Source organism: Maribacter zhoushanensis, assembly GCF_029350975.1.
Lineage (GTDB): Bacteria > Bacteroidota > Bacteroidia > Flavobacteriales > Flavobacteriaceae > Maribacter > Maribacter zhoushanensis.
In genome coordinates, this window is record NZ_JARKMR010000001.1 from 998,514 (window position 1) to 1,012,025 (window position 13,512).

The following is a 13,512-nucleotide window of genomic DNA, read 5'->3' on the forward strand; positions in this document are numbered from 1 at the left end:
GACATGGCAAGAGATTTAAAATATACAAGAAATATAGGTATTGCTGCGCATATTGATGCTGGTAAGACTACGACTACAGAGCGTATACTTTTTTATACGGGTGTTAGTCATAAAATAGGTGAGGTTCATGATGGTGCTGCTACTATGGACTGGATGGAGCAAGAGCAGGAAAGAGGTATTACTATTACTTCTGCTGCTACTACATGTACGTGGAAGTTTCCTTTGGAGAATGCGCAAGAATTGCCTGATACAAAGGATTATCACTTTAATATAATAGATACTCCGGGTCACGTTGATTTTACCGTAGAGGTGAATCGTTCTTTACGTGTATTGGATGGTTTGGTCTTTTTGTTTAGTGCTGTTGATGGTGTTGAGCCTCAATCAGAGACTAACTGGAGATTGGCTGATAACTATAAGGTTCCGAGGATAGGTTTCGTGAACAAAATGGATCGTCAAGGTTCTAATTTCCTTATGGTTTGTAAACAAGTTAAGGAGATGTTAGGTTCAAATGCTGTGCCAATTGTACTTCCTATCGGTGATGAAGCTGATTTTAGAGGTATTGTTGATTTGGCAAAGAATAGAGCAATTGTTTGGCATGATGAAGGATTCGGTTCTACATTTGATGTAATTGATATTCCTGAAGAAATGAAAGCTGAAGTTAAGGAGTACAGAGCTGCCTTGATAGAAGCTGTTGCTGAATATGATGAAGAGTTGATGGAGAAGTTCTTTGAGGACGAGGATTCTATCACAGAAGAAGAGGTGCATGCTGCATTAAGAGCTGCGGTTATGGATCGTGCAATCATTCCTATGATTTGTGGTTCTTCATTTAAGAATAAAGGTGTTCAGTTTTTATTGGATGCTGTTTGTAGATATTTGCCTTCTCCTGTGGATAAGGATGATATTGAGGGTACTAACCCAGATACAGGTGCTGTTGAAAAACGTAAGCCTAATGTAAAAGAGCCTTTTTCGGCTTTAGCATTTAAGATTGCTACTGATCCTTTTGTAGGTAGATTGGCATTCTTTAGAACATATTCTGGTCGTTTAGATGCTGGTTCTTATATATTGAACAATCGTTCAGGTAAAAAAGAGCGTATCTCTCGTATTTACCAAATGCACTCTAATAAACAAAACGCTATCGATTTTATCGAAGCAGGAGATATTGGTGCAGCTGTAGGTTTTAAGGATATCAAGACTGGTGATACTATGTCTGATGAAAAGCATCCAATTGTTTTGGAAAGTATGGACTTCCCGGAACCAGTAATTGGTATTGCTGTAGAGCCTAAGACAAAAGCTGATGTTGATAAATTAGGTATGGCTTTAGGTAAATTAGCTGAAGAGGATCCTACATTTACTGTAAGAACTGATGAGGCTTCAGGTCAAACTATTATATCTGGTATGGGTGAGCTTCACTTAGATATTATTGTTGATCGTTTAAAGAGGGAATTTAAAGTAGAGGTAAGTCAAGGTGAGCCTCAGGTTGAATATAAAGAAGCTTTAACTAAAACTGCTGGTCATAGAGAGACTTATAAAAAGCAATCTGGTGGTCGTGGTAAGTTTGGTGATATTGTATTTGAAATGGGTCCTGCTGATGAGGATTTCGAAGGAGAAGGGTTGCAATTTGTCGATGAGATAAAAGGTGGTCGTATACCTAAAGAATTTATACCATCTGTAGAAAAAGGATTTAAGGTAGCAATGCAAAATGGTCCTTTAGCTGGTTATGAAATGGATAGAATGAAAGTGGTTCTTAAGGATGGTTCTTTCCACCCTGTGGATTCAGATGCTCTTTCTTTCGAATTAGCTGCTAAAATGGGTTATAAAGCTGCTGGTAAAGCTGCTGGTGCCGTTATTATGGAGCCAATTATGAAATTAGAAGTTATTACTCCTGAAGAAAACATGGGTGATATCGTTGGAGATTTAAATAGACGTAGAGGTACTATCGGTGATATGAGTGATAGGGCTGGAGCGAAAGTTGTTAAAGGTACAGTTCCATTATCTGAAATGTTCGGATATGTTACTTCTCTTAGAACATTATCTTCAGGTCGTGCTACTTCAACCATGGAATTTTCACACTATGCAGAAACTCCTTCTAATATTTCAGAAGAAGTAATCAAAGCAGCAAAAGGTATAACAGCATAAATTTAGGACATGAGTCAGAAAATTAGAATAAAACTAAAATCTTACGATCACAATTTGGTGGATAAGTCTGCTGAGAAAATCGTAAAAACGGTAAAGACTACCGGTGCTGTTGTAACAGGGCCAATTCCTTTACCAACACATAAAAAAATATTTACAGTTTTGCGTTCACCGCACGTAAATAAGAAGTCTAGAGAGCAGTTCCAATTAAGTTCTTACAAGAGATTGTTGGATATCTATAGCTCTTCATCTAAAACTATTGATGCACTTATGAAGTTAGAGCTTCCAAGTGGTGTTGAAGTAGAGATTAAGGTGTAATTTCTTTCTAATCCTTCATAGGGTTAGGTAACATGTCCTGAGCTGCGTGCGAGGGAAAAACGGAAAAATAATTTAGGGTTAAATTATTTTGACCCTATTTTTTTGAAATAGAATTTAATAAGTAATAATTAATATAAATAAGTATGTCTGGGTTAATAGGAAAGAAAGTAGGCATGACCAGTATTTTTGACGAGAATGGAAAAAACATTCCATGTACCGTTATACAGGCTGGACCATGTGTAGTTACCCAAGTCAGAACCGAAGAGGTCGACGGGTATAGTGCCCTTCAACTTGGTTTCGATGACAAGGCAGAAAGTCGTGCTATTAAGGCTGAATTGGGCCATTTTAAAAAAGCAGGTGCTTCTCCTAAGAAAAAAGTCGTTGAATTCCGAGATTTTGAAGGTGAATTTAAATTAGGTGACACTGTAGGTGTTGATGTTTTTGCTGAAGGGCAATTCGTTGATGTTATTGGTACATCTAAAGGTAAAGGTTTTCAAGGTGTTGTAAAACGTCATGGATTCGGTGGAGTTGGTCAAGCAACTCATGGTCAGCATAACAGACTTAGAGCTCCAGGTTCTATTGGTGCTGCATCATATCCAGCAAGAGTATTTAAGGGTATGAAAATGGCCGGTAGAATGGGTACTGATCGTGTAACGGTTCAGAATCTTAGAGTTTTAAAAGTAGTTCCAGAAAAAAATCTTTTAGTAGTAAAAGGTTGTGTTCCGGGCCATAAGAATGCTTATGTAACCATACAAAGGTAGAGTAATGAAGATAGCAGTTTTAGATATTAAAGGAAAAGACACAGGTAGAAAGGCAAACCTTTCTGATGATGTTTTCGCTATTGAGCCTAATGATCATGCAGTTTACCTAGATGTAAAGCAGTATTTGGCTCACCAGAGACAGGGTACTCACAAAGCTAAGGAAAGAGCTGAGATCGCTGGTAGTACAAGAAAAATTAAGAAACAAAAAGGTACAGGTACTGCGAGAGCAGGTAGTATTAAATCACCGGTTTTTAGAGGTGGTGGTAGAATATTTGGCCCTAGACCAAGAGATTATAGTCAAAAGTTAAATAAAAACTTAAAGCGTTTGGCAAGAAAATCTGCATTGACTTTGAAGTCTAAAGAGAATGCGATTTTAGTTGTAGAAGACTTTGATTTTGACACTCCAAAAACTAAAGATTTTATTCAAGTTTTAAAGACTTTAGGTCTAGAGAATAAAAAGTCTTTAATAGTGTTGGGTGATTCAAATAAAGGTGTATATTTGTCTTCGCGTAATTTTAAAGGCTCAGAAGTTATAACTAACTCAGAATTAAGTACTTACAAAATTCTTCATGCTAATAGTGTGGTATTGTTAGAAAGCTCTTTAGAAGGAATTGAATCGAATTTAAATAAACAATAATATCATGAGTGTGTTGATAAAACCAATTATAACGGAAAAAATGACTGCTGATAGCGAGTTGAATAACCGTTATGGATTCGTAGTTGACCCTAAGGCTAACAAGTTGCAGATTAAAGATGCGGTTGAAGCTACTTATGGTGTTTCTGTGAAGAAGGTACGTACAATGAATTACGGTCCTTCAAGAAAATCCAGATATACAAAAACTGGTGTGCAGCATGGAAAAACAAATGCTATTAAAAAAGCAATTGTTGATGTTGTAGAAGGTGATATTATCGATTTTTACAGTAATCTATAAAGACAAGAAATGTCAGTTAGAAAATTAAAACCAATCACTCCAGGACAGCGTTTTAGAGTAGTAAATGGATTTGACGCCATTACTGCTGATAAGCCGGAGAAAAGCTTGCTTGCTCCGTTAAAAAAGTCGGGAGGTAGAAACAGTCAAGGAAAAATGACCATGCGCCAGAAAGGTGGAGGTCATAAAAGAAGGTATCGTGTAATAGATTTTAAGAGAGATAAGCAAGATGTACTTGCTACTGTTAAAACTATTGAGTACGATCCAAATAGAACTGCATTTATTGCTCTTTTGGAATATGCAGATGGTGAAAAGCGTTATGTAATCGCTCAGAATGGTTTACAAGTTGATCAGCAGGTTTCTGCGGGTGCAACTGTTGCTCCTGAGATTGGTAATGCATTACCATTAAGTGAAATTCCATTAGGAACTATAATTTCGTGTATTGAGTTAAGACCTGGTCAGGGAGCTATAATGGCTCGTAGCGCAGGAACTTTTGCTCAACTTATGGCGAAAGACGGTAAGTTTGTTACTGTTAAAATGCCATCTGGTGAAACTAGATTAATTCTTTCAGGTTGTATGGCAACTATTGGTGCTATATCTAACTCTGATCATCAATTATTAGTGTCAGGTAAAGCTGGTAGAAGTAGATGGTTGGGTAGAAGACCAAGAACTAGACCGGTAGCTATGAACCCTGTCGATCACCCAATGGGTGGTGGTGAAGGTAGAGCTTCAGGTGGTCATCCAAGATCGAGAAACGGAATACCTTCTAAAGGGTTCAGAACTCGTTCTAAGACCAAGAGCACCAACAAATATATAATCGAACGTAGAAAGAAATAAAAATTAGAAAGAAATGGCACGTTCACTAAAAAAAGGACCTTACGTTCACTATAGCTTGGAGAAAAAAATCCAACAAAGTGTATCATCCGGTAAGAAAGCGGTAATCAAAACTTGGTCTAGAGCATCTATGATCACTCCTGATTTTGTTGGGATGACAATTGCTGTACATAACGGAAAACAATTTGTACCTGTTTTCGTAACAGAAAACATGGTAGGACATAAACTTGGGGAATTTTCACCAACTAGATCTTTTAGAGGTCATGCTGGTGCGAAAAACAAAGGAAAAAAGTAAGCTATGGGAGTTCGTAAAAAACAGATGGCCGAAAGAATAAAGGCTGAGAAGAAGATGGTAGCTTTCGCTAAGTTGAATAACTGTCCTACTTCACCTAGAAAAATGCGTTTAGTTGCAGATTTAATTCGTGGTGTAAAGGTAGAGCAAGCTTTAGCTATATTAAGGTTCAATCCTAAGGAGGCTTCTAGAAAATTAGAGAAGTTATTGCTTTCAGCTTTAGCTAATTGGCAAGCAAAAAATGAAGAAGCAAGTTTAGAAGATGCTGATTTAATTGTAGCTGAAATTAGAGTTGATAGTGGTGCAATGTTGAAAAGGTTGCGTCCTGCTCCACAAGGTAGAGCACATAGAATTAGAAAACGTTCAAACCATGTTACATTGGTTTTGGGTTCAAAAAACATAACAGAAAACTAGAATGGGACAGAAAACAAATCCAATAGGAAATCGTCTAGGAATCATAAGAGGTTGGGAATCTAACTGGTATGGTGGAAACGATTATGGTGATAAATTGGCTGAGGATGATAAAATACGTAAGTATATTCATGCCAGACTTTCTAAAGCTAGTGTTTCAAGAGTTATAATTGAACGTACTCTTAAATTAATCACTGTTACTGTTACAACTGCAAGACCTGGTATTATTATCGGTAAAGGTGGTCAGGAAGTTGATAAATTGAAAGAGGAGTTGAAAAAGATCACCAATAAGGAGGTTCAGATCAACATTTTTGAAATAAAAAGACCTGAGCTTGATGCTAATTTAGTAGCAGCAAGTGTAGCTCGTCAAATTGAAAGTAGAATTTCTTTTAGAAGAGCGATAAAAATGGCAATCGCTGCAGCAATGCGTATGAATGCCGAAGGAATAAAGATTCAGATCTCAGGAAGATTGAATGGAGCTGAAATGGCACGTTCAGAATCATATAAAGATGGTAGAATTCCATTATCAACCTTTAGAGCAGATATTGATTATGCTTTACAGGAAGCCCAAACTACATATGGTAAACTTGGTATTAAAGTTTGGATTATGAAAGGTGAGGTATATGGTAAGAGAGATTTATCTCCATTAGTAGGAATGCAAAAGGATTCTTCTAAAGGTGGTAAGCAAGAAGGTGGAAGAAAACAACGTCGTAGAAAGTAATTTTTTAAAGAACTAAAGTAATGTTACAACCGAAAAGAACGAAGTTCCGTAAGATGCAGAAAGGCCGTATGAAAGGTCTTGCTGGAAGAGGACACCAACTTTCAAATGGTATGTTCGGTATAAAGAATGTTGATGATGCTGCATTTTTGACTTCACGCCAAATAGAAGCTGCTCGTATTGCTGCTACTAGATTTATGAAGAGAGAAGGTCAACTGTGGATTAAAATATTTCCAGATAAGCCGATTACCAAAAAACCATTAGAAGTACGTATGGGTAAAGGTAAGGGTGCACCAGAATATTTTGTAGCCGTGGTTAAACCGGGTAGAATCATGTTCGAAGTGGCCGGAGTTCCTATGGAAGTAGCAAAAGAAGCTTTAAGATTAGCGGCTCAGAAACTTCCTGTAAAAACAAAATTCATTGTAGCTCGTGATTACGAGGCTGGAAATTAAACGTAAGTAATAATGAAAAAACAAGAGATTAAAGAAATGTCTGTGGAAGGACTTACGGAGAAATTGGCCGAGTACAAAAAGCAGCATGCAGATTTGAAAATGGCACATTTTGTAACTCCGTTAGAGAATCCGCTTCAGATTAGAAAAGTAAGGAGAACGGTAGCAAGATTAGCTACTGAATTAACTAATAGGGAGAACCAATAACTGGTGGGCTTTATGGAGAAAAGAAATTTAAGAAAAGAAAGAGTAGGAGTTGTCACTAGTAATAAAATGGAGAAATCTATTGTTATTGCGGAAGTGAAGAGAGTAAAACATCCTATGTACGGTAAATTCGTTTTGAAGACAAAGAAATATGTTGCACATGACGAAAAGAACGATTGTAACATTGGTGATACTGTAAAGATCATGGAAACTAGACCTATGAGTAAAACCAAATGTTGGAGATTAGTAGAAATCTTAGAAAGAGCTAAATAAGTTATGTTACAGCAAGAATCTAGACTAAAAGTAGCGGATAACACAGGAGCAAAGGAAGTTTTAACTATCCGTGTTCTTGGTGGTACCAAAAGAAGATATGCTTCAATAGGTGACAAAATTGTTGTTACTGTTAAAGAGGCAACTCCAAATGGAGGTATCAAGAAAGGTGCGGTTTCAACTGCTGTTGTAGTTCGTACAAAGAAAGAGGTTAGAAGACCTGATGGGTCTTATATCAGATTTGATGATAACGCTTGTGTGTTATTGAATCCTGCCGGAGAAATGAGAGGAACTCGTGTTTTTGGACCTGTAGCAAGAGAGCTTAGGGATAAGCAGTTCATGAAGATTGTATCATTGGCCCCAGAGGTATTATAATATAACGGACAAGATGAAAAAGTTAAAAATCAAAACAGGAGATACAGTAAGAATTACTGCTGGTGACCATAAAGGTACCGAAGGTAAAGTGTTACGTGTTAATCTTGAGAAAAATAAAGCCATCGTTGAAGGTGCCAATATGGTATCTAAGCATGAGAAGCCTAGTGCTAAAAACCCTCAAGGTGGTATTGTAAAAAAAGAAGCTTTAATCCATATTTCTAACTTAGCTTTGATCGACAGTAAAACTGGCGATGTAACAAGAGTAGGTTACGAAATCAAGGATGGTAAAAAAGTTAGGGTTTCCAAAAAATCCAATGAAGTAATTTAGTTATGGCATACGTTGCAAGATTAAAGAAAGAGTATAAGGAGCGAATAGTAGCTGCCCTTACCGAAGAGTTTGGTTACAGTAATGTAATGCAGGTTCCTAAGTTAGAGAAGATAGTAATGAGTAGAGGTGTAGGAGCTGCTGTTGCTGACAAGAAACTTATTGACCATGCAATAGATGAGATGACTATGATAACGGGTCAAAAAGCCGTTGCTACAATGTCTAAAAAAGATGTTGCTGCCTTTAAATTAAGAAAAGGTATGCCAATTGGTGCAAAAGTTACCTTAAGAGGTGAGCGTATGTACGAATTTTTAGATCGTTTAGTTACTTCTGCATTACCACGTGTAAGAGATTTTCAAGGAATCAAAGCTACAGGTTTTGATGGTCGTGGAAATTATAACCTTGGTGTAACGGAGCAAATTATATTTCCAGAAGTTAATATTGATAAAATCAATAGAATTAACGGTATGGATATTACATTTGTAACATCTGCGGATACAGATAAAGAAGCGAAATCATTATTAACAGAATTAGGTTTACCTTTTAAAAAGAATTAGTATGGCTAAGGAATCAATGAAAGCCCGTGAGAGAAAAAGGGAAAAAACTGTAGCAGTTTATGCTGAGAAACGCAAAGCTTTAAAAGAAGCTGGTGATTATGAAGCGTTACAGAGATTACCTAAAAATGCATCTCCGGTACGTTTGCATAACAGATGTAAATTAACTGGAAGACCTAAAGGTTACATGAGAACTTTTGGTATTTCAAGGGTGAAATTCAGAGAGATGGCTAACGCTGGGTTAATACCAGGTGTTAAGAAAGCTAGCTGGTAAGTAAAGAATTATTAATGGATTCAGGTTTAGCATAAGTGCTGAAAACCGTTTCCGAATTATATACATATGGTAACAGATACTATTGCAGATTACCTAACGAGAGTTAGAAACGCGAGTAGAGCGGGACATAGGGTTGTTGAAATTCCTGCGTCGAATCTAAAAAAAGAGATAACTAAAATATTATTCGATCAAGGATATATTTTAAGCTACAAGTTCGAAGAGAGCAAAGTTCAAGGGTCTATTAAAATAGCCTTGAAGTATGATAAGCTTACAAAAGAACCTGTTATCAAGAAAATACAGCGTATTAGTAAGCCTGGTTTAAGAAAATATGCAGGTAGCGAAGATTTACCTCGTGTATTGAATGGTTTGGGTATTGCTATTGTTTCTACATCTCATGGTGTTATGACTAGCAAGCAGGCTAAGGCAGAGAAAGTTGGTGGTGAAGTTTTATGCTACGTTTATTAATTGATAAAAGATTTAGAAAATGTCTAGAATAGGTAATAATCCAGTCGCAATTCCTGAAGGGGTTACAGTTGAAATCAACGACAATATCATTTCTGTTAAAGGAAAGTTAGGTGAGTTGACTCAAGAGTTCTCAGGAGTATCGGTTAAAGTAGAAGACGGACAGGCTTTCGTAACAAGGCCATCTGATTCTAAGGATCATAAAGCAAAGCACGGTTTATATAGATCACTTATCACGAATATGGTAGAGGGTGTTTCTAAAGGGTGGACCAAAGAATTAGAATTAGTAGGTGTAGGTTATAGAGCTAGTAATCAAGGTCAAAAACTTGATTTAGCTTTAGGTTTTTCTCATAACATTGTTTTTAATCTTGCTCCAGAAGTAAAGGTTGAAACTATTTCAGAAAAAGGTAAAAACCCTATAGTAAAGCTTACTTCTCATGACAAGCAATTAGTTGGTCATATAGCAGCAAAGATTAGATCTTTCCGTAGTCCGGAGCCGTACAAAGGGAAAGGAATTAAGTTTGTAGGTGAAATATTAAGAAGAAAAGCTGGTAAATCAGCTTAATAAAGGATATTATGGGATTATCAAAAACACAAAGAAAATTAAGAATCCGACGTAGAATACGTAAGGTTTCTTCTGGAACTGCAGCTAAACCAAGATTATCTGTATTTAGAAGTAACAGCGAAATTTACGCTCAAGTTATAGACGACGTAAAAGGAGTCACTTTAGTATCTGCTTCTTCAAGAGATAAGGATATAGCAAAAGTAAAAGGAAATAAAACCGAGATTGCTGCTTTGGTTGGTAAAACAATCGCTGAGAAATCTGTAAAAGCTGGCTTAGATAAAGTTGCTTTTGATAGAGGAGGTAATTTGTATCATGGAAGAGTAAAATCTTTAGCTGATGGTGCAAGAGAAGCAGGATTAAAATTCTAATATACTAGTATGTTCCAAAAATATAAAAACGTAGAGACTGTTAAACCAGGTGGTTTAGATTTAAAAGATAAATTAGTTGGTATTCAACGTGTTACTAAGGTAACAAAAGGTGGTAGAGCATTTGGTTTTTCTGCAATTGTTGTTGTAGGTGATGAGAATGGTGTTGTAGGTCACGGTTTAGGTAAATCAAAAGAGGTTGCTACTGCAATTGCTAAAGCAATTGAAGATGGTAAGAAAAACTTAGTTCGTATTCCTTTAAATAAAGGGACTTTACCTCACGAGCAAAAAGGTAAGTTTGGTGGTGCAAGAGTATATATCCAGCCTGCTTCTCATGGTACTGGTGTAATTGCTGGTGGTGCTGTTAGATCAGTATTAGAATCTGTAGGTGTACATGATGTATTGTCTAAGTCTCAGGGTTCATCGAATCCACATAACGTTGTAAAAGCTACTTTTGATGCTTTGTTACAACTTAGAGATGCAAAAACTATTGCTACACAAAGAGGTGTTTCTTTAGAAAAAGTATTTAAAGGTTAAGAGGAAAATTATGGCAAAGATTAAAGTTACACAGTTAAAAAGTGGAATTAAGAAACCTCAAAATCAAAAAAGAACTTTAGAGGCTCTTGGTTTAAAAAGAATTGGTCAGGTTGTTGAACATGATGATACACCTAACATTCTTGGTATGATAAATAAAGTTAAACATTTAGTTTCCACTGAGGAGGCTTAAATTTAGAATAAAATGGGTTTACATAATTTACAGCCTGCAGAAGGTTCAGTGAATAGAGACGGAAAACGCCTTGGAAGAGGTCAGGGTTCTGGAAAAGGAGGAACAGCTGCAAGAGGTCATAAAGGAGCAAAATCAAGATCTGGTTATTCTAAGAAAATTGGTTTTGAAGGTGGTCAAATGCCTTTGCAACGTCGTGTACCTAAGTTTGGTTTTACGAACATTAATCGTAAGAGCTACCAAGGTATCAATTTAGAGAAGTTGCAAGAGCTTGTTGATAACAAAGTTGTGACCAATGAAGTTTCTTTGGATCTTTTGATCGAGAATGGTTTAGTTGGTAAAAACGATTTAGTGAAAATTTTAGGAAATGGAGAATTAAAAGCTTCCCTTAAAATTTCAGTACATAAATTTACAGCATCTGCCAAAGCAGCTATTGAAGCAGCAGGTGGTGAAGCAATAAGTTTGTAAGCATAAACGAGAGCATGAAGAATTTTATTGATACAATATCCAATATTTGGAAGATAGAAGAGCTAAGAAATAGAATTCTTATAACATTAGGTCTTTTATTGGTTTACCGTTTTGGTTGTCAAATTGTACTTCCAGGTATAGATTCAACACAATTAGGTGGTTTAACGGATAGTACTGACCAAGGTATTTTTGGTCTTTTAAATGCATTTACAGGAGGAGCGTTCGCTAATGCTTCTGTTTTTGCGTTAGGTATCATGCCTTATATTTCTGCATCTATTGTAGTACAGTTGATGGGTATTGCAATTCCTTATCTTCAAAAATTACAGAAAGAGGGTGAAAGTGGTCGTAAGACTATTAATCAAATTACCAGATGGTTGACTATCGGTATTTGTATTGTTCAAGCTCCTGCATATTTGTATGGTTTAGAGGCTTTCGGTGTAAGAGATAGTGCTTTCTTATTAGGGAAAGGACTTGATTTTATGGTTCCGGCTGTTATAATTTTGGTTACGGGTACCGTGTTTGCAATGTGGTTAGGTGAGAAAATTACTGATAAAGGTATTGGTAATGGTATTTCACTTTTGATTATGATTGGTATAATCGCTACAATGCCACAATCATTTGTTCAGGAATTTATATCAAGAACTACTAATAATAATGGTGGGCTTATGTTCATCTTAATTGAAGTTATTGTTTGGTTCTTAGTTATATTGGCTTGTATACTGTTAGTAATGGCTACAAGACAGATTCCGGTTCAATATGCAAGAAGAACAGCTTCTGGTGGATATGAAAAGAACATCATGGGCTCAAGACAGTATATTCCGTTAAAATTAAATGCGTCTGGGGTAATGCCAATTATCTTTGCTCAGGCAATTATGTTTGTGCCTGGTATGATAGGTGGTGCTTTTGATGATACTTCATTTGGGCAATGGATGCAAGTTCAGTTCAGTGATATCTTCGGATGGGCATATAACTTACTGTTTGCAATATTGATTATAATCTTTACATATTTCTATACTGCAATTACGGTTCCTACCAATAAGATGGCAGATGACCTTAAAAGAAGCGGTGGTTTTATCCCTGGAATACGTCCAGGAAAAGAAACTGGAGATTATTTAGATAAGATTATGTCATTAATAACGCTACCTGGATCTATTTTCTTAGCTTTGCTGGCTATTTTACCGGCGATAGTGGTAAAGTTGATGGATGTTCAAGCTGGATGGGCGTTATTTTATGGTGGTACTTCCCTTTTAATTATGGTGGGTGTTGCTATAGATACAGTTCAACAGGTTAATTCGTATTTGTTGAATAGACATTATGACGGTTTAATGAAAACTGGTAAAAATAGAAAAGTAGCATAATTTATGGCTAAGCAGGCAGCAATAGAACAAGATGGATCTATCATTGAAGCATTATCAAATGCAATGTTTCGTGTAGAGTTGGAGAATGGACATGTGGTAACAGCGCATATATCAGGTAAGATGCGTATGCACTATATTAAACTATTACCTGGAGATAAGGTTAAATTGGAGATGAGTCCTTATGACCTTACTAAAGCAAGAATTACATATAGATACTAAGATACAAGATGAAAGTAAGAGCATCAGTTAAAAAGAGAAGTGCCGACTGCAAGATTGTTCGCAGAAAAGGCAGGTTGTACGTAATCAACAAAAAGAATCCTAGATTTAAACAAAGACAAGGGTAGTTATGGCAAGAATCGCAGGTATAGATATACCAAAACAAAAGAGAGGCGTTATCGCCTTAACCTATATTTTCGGAATTGGAAGAAGTAGGTCACAAGAAATATTGAGTAAAGCCCAAGTTAGCGAAGATACTAAGGTTTCTGATTGGAATGATGATGAAATAGGTCGTATCAGGGAAGCTGTATCTGAATTTACCATTGAAGGTGAATTACGTTCAGAGACTCAGTTAAACATTAAGCGTTTAATGGATATTGGCTGTTATAGAGGTATTCGTCACAGGTCTGGTTTACCTTTAAGAGGTCAACGTACCAAGAATAACTCTAGAACTAGAAAAGGAAAGCGTAAAACAGTTGCTAACAAGAAGAAAGCGACTAAATAATA

The 13,512-nt window shown here is 36.4% G+C and carries 26 protein-coding genes; all 26 read left to right on the forward strand.

Annotated elements, in window-relative coordinates:
* Positions 1-3: 3 nt before the first annotated feature.
* Complete coding sequence (gene fusA / locus PXD56_RS04095) at positions 4-2,136, forward strand: elongation factor G (RefSeq protein ID WP_276492070.1); 2,133 nt, start codon at positions 4-6, stop codon at positions 2,134-2,136.
* Between the two features lie 9 nt (positions 2,137-2,145).
* Positions 2,146-2,451 (forward strand): 30S ribosomal protein S10, encoded by a 306-nt coding sequence (gene rpsJ / locus PXD56_RS04100; protein WP_007094989.1) that lies wholly within the window; start codon positions 2,146-2,148, stop codon positions 2,449-2,451.
* A 143-nt stretch (positions 2,452-2,594) separates the two neighbouring features.
* On the forward strand, positions 2,595-3,212 hold the full coding sequence (gene rplC, locus PXD56_RS04105) for a 50S ribosomal protein L3 (RefSeq protein ID WP_036152131.1): 618 nt from the start codon (positions 2,595-2,597) through the stop codon (positions 3,210-3,212).
* A 4-nt stretch (positions 3,213-3,216) separates the two neighbouring features.
* Complete coding sequence (gene rplD / locus PXD56_RS04110) at positions 3,217-3,849, forward strand: 50S ribosomal protein L4 (RefSeq protein ID WP_276492071.1); 633 nt, start codon at positions 3,217-3,219, stop codon at positions 3,847-3,849.
* Between the two features lie 4 nt (positions 3,850-3,853).
* Complete coding sequence (rplW, locus tag PXD56_RS04115) at positions 3,854-4,144, forward strand: 50S ribosomal protein L23 (RefSeq protein WP_036152136.1); 291 nt, start codon at positions 3,854-3,856, stop codon at positions 4,142-4,144.
* Positions 4,145-4,153: 9 nt separating this feature from the next.
* A complete protein-coding gene (rplB, locus tag PXD56_RS04120; RefSeq protein ID WP_276492072.1) occupies positions 4,154-4,978 on the forward strand; it encodes a 50S ribosomal protein L2 in 825 nt (274 codons plus the stop codon).
* A 13-nt stretch (positions 4,979-4,991) separates the two neighbouring features.
* Positions 4,992-5,270: a 30S ribosomal protein S19 gene (gene rpsS / locus PXD56_RS04125; protein WP_027064825.1), complete on the forward strand. Its 279-nt coding sequence runs from the start codon at positions 4,992-4,994 to the stop codon at positions 5,268-5,270.
* 3 nt (positions 5,271-5,273) lie between these two features.
* Positions 5,274-5,681: a 50S ribosomal protein L22 gene (rplV, locus tag PXD56_RS04130; protein WP_073242600.1), complete on the forward strand. Its 408-nt coding sequence runs from the start codon at positions 5,274-5,276 to the stop codon at positions 5,679-5,681.
* Position 5,682: 1 nt separating this feature from the next.
* Complete coding sequence (gene rpsC, locus PXD56_RS04135; RefSeq protein WP_027064823.1) at positions 5,683-6,399, forward strand: 30S ribosomal protein S3; 717 nt, start codon at positions 5,683-5,685, stop codon at positions 6,397-6,399.
* Positions 6,400-6,419: 20 nt separating this feature from the next.
* Positions 6,420-6,848 (forward strand): 50S ribosomal protein L16, encoded by a 429-nt coding sequence (rplP, locus tag PXD56_RS04140; RefSeq protein WP_036152144.1) that lies wholly within the window; start codon positions 6,420-6,422, stop codon positions 6,846-6,848.
* A gap of 12 nt (positions 6,849-6,860) precedes the next feature.
* A complete protein-coding gene (rpmC, locus tag PXD56_RS04145) occupies positions 6,861-7,052 on the forward strand; it encodes a 50S ribosomal protein L29 (protein ID WP_036152146.1) in 192 nt (63 codons plus the stop codon).
* 12 nt (positions 7,053-7,064) lie between these two features.
* On the forward strand, positions 7,065-7,322 hold the full coding sequence (gene rpsQ / locus PXD56_RS04150; protein WP_027064820.1) for a 30S ribosomal protein S17: 258 nt from the start codon (positions 7,065-7,067) through the stop codon (positions 7,320-7,322).
* A gap of 3 nt (positions 7,323-7,325) precedes the next feature.
* The gene (rplN, locus tag PXD56_RS04155; protein WP_027064819.1) at positions 7,326-7,694 is read left to right on the forward strand and encodes a 50S ribosomal protein L14; all 369 of its coding nucleotides are present in this window, start codon (positions 7,326-7,328) and stop codon (positions 7,692-7,694) included.
* A gap of 13 nt (positions 7,695-7,707) precedes the next feature.
* Positions 7,708-8,022: a 50S ribosomal protein L24 gene (gene rplX, locus PXD56_RS04160; protein ID WP_276492073.1), complete on the forward strand. Its 315-nt coding sequence runs from the start codon at positions 7,708-7,710 to the stop codon at positions 8,020-8,022.
* A gap of 2 nt (positions 8,023-8,024) precedes the next feature.
* Entirely contained in the window at positions 8,025-8,576 is a 552-nt protein-coding gene (gene rplE / locus PXD56_RS04165) for a 50S ribosomal protein L5 (RefSeq protein ID WP_036152150.1), read from the forward strand.
* A 1-nt stretch (position 8,577) separates the two neighbouring features.
* A complete protein-coding gene (rpsN, locus tag PXD56_RS04170; protein WP_036152152.1) occupies positions 8,578-8,847 on the forward strand; it encodes a 30S ribosomal protein S14 in 270 nt (89 codons plus the stop codon).
* A gap of 66 nt (positions 8,848-8,913) precedes the next feature.
* Positions 8,914-9,312: a 30S ribosomal protein S8 gene (rpsH, locus tag PXD56_RS04175; protein WP_076547392.1), complete on the forward strand. Its 399-nt coding sequence runs from the start codon at positions 8,914-8,916 to the stop codon at positions 9,310-9,312.
* A gap of 19 nt (positions 9,313-9,331) precedes the next feature.
* Positions 9,332-9,874 carry a 50S ribosomal protein L6 gene (gene rplF / locus PXD56_RS04180; protein WP_276492074.1) on the forward strand — a complete coding sequence of 181 codons (543 nt, stop codon included), beginning with the start codon at positions 9,332-9,334 and terminating at the stop codon, positions 9,872-9,874.
* A gap of 11 nt (positions 9,875-9,885) precedes the next feature.
* Positions 9,886-10,242: a 50S ribosomal protein L18 gene (gene rplR, locus PXD56_RS04185; RefSeq protein ID WP_036152157.1), complete on the forward strand. Its 357-nt coding sequence runs from the start codon at positions 9,886-9,888 to the stop codon at positions 10,240-10,242.
* 9 nt (positions 10,243-10,251) lie between these two features.
* Positions 10,252-10,776: a 30S ribosomal protein S5 gene (rpsE, locus tag PXD56_RS04190; protein WP_058103817.1), complete on the forward strand. Its 525-nt coding sequence runs from the start codon at positions 10,252-10,254 to the stop codon at positions 10,774-10,776.
* A gap of 10 nt (positions 10,777-10,786) precedes the next feature.
* Positions 10,787-10,966, forward strand: a complete 180-nt coding sequence (gene rpmD / locus PXD56_RS04195; RefSeq protein WP_036152161.1) for a 50S ribosomal protein L30 — start codon at positions 10,787-10,789, stop codon at positions 10,964-10,966.
* A 12-nt stretch (positions 10,967-10,978) separates the two neighbouring features.
* Positions 10,979-11,431: a 50S ribosomal protein L15 gene (gene rplO / locus PXD56_RS04200; protein ID WP_276492075.1), complete on the forward strand. Its 453-nt coding sequence runs from the start codon at positions 10,979-10,981 to the stop codon at positions 11,429-11,431.
* Positions 11,432-11,445: 14 nt separating this feature from the next.
* Positions 11,446-12,789 (forward strand): preprotein translocase subunit SecY, encoded by a 1,344-nt coding sequence (secY, locus tag PXD56_RS04205; protein WP_036152165.1) that lies wholly within the window; start codon positions 11,446-11,448, stop codon positions 12,787-12,789.
* A 3-nt stretch (positions 12,790-12,792) separates the two neighbouring features.
* On the forward strand, positions 12,793-13,008 hold the full coding sequence (gene infA, locus PXD56_RS04210; protein WP_013305172.1) for a translation initiation factor IF-1: 216 nt from the start codon (positions 12,793-12,795) through the stop codon (positions 13,006-13,008).
* A gap of 8 nt (positions 13,009-13,016) precedes the next feature.
* The gene (gene ykgO / locus PXD56_RS04215; protein ID WP_013305171.1) at positions 13,017-13,133 is read left to right on the forward strand and encodes a type B 50S ribosomal protein L36; all 117 of its coding nucleotides are present in this window, start codon (positions 13,017-13,019) and stop codon (positions 13,131-13,133) included.
* Between the two features lie 2 nt (positions 13,134-13,135).
* Positions 13,136-13,510, forward strand: coding sequence for a 30S ribosomal protein S13 (gene rpsM / locus PXD56_RS04220; RefSeq protein ID WP_036152167.1), 375 nt, complete (start codon positions 13,136-13,138; stop codon positions 13,508-13,510).
* Positions 13,511-13,512: the final 2 nt, after the last annotated feature.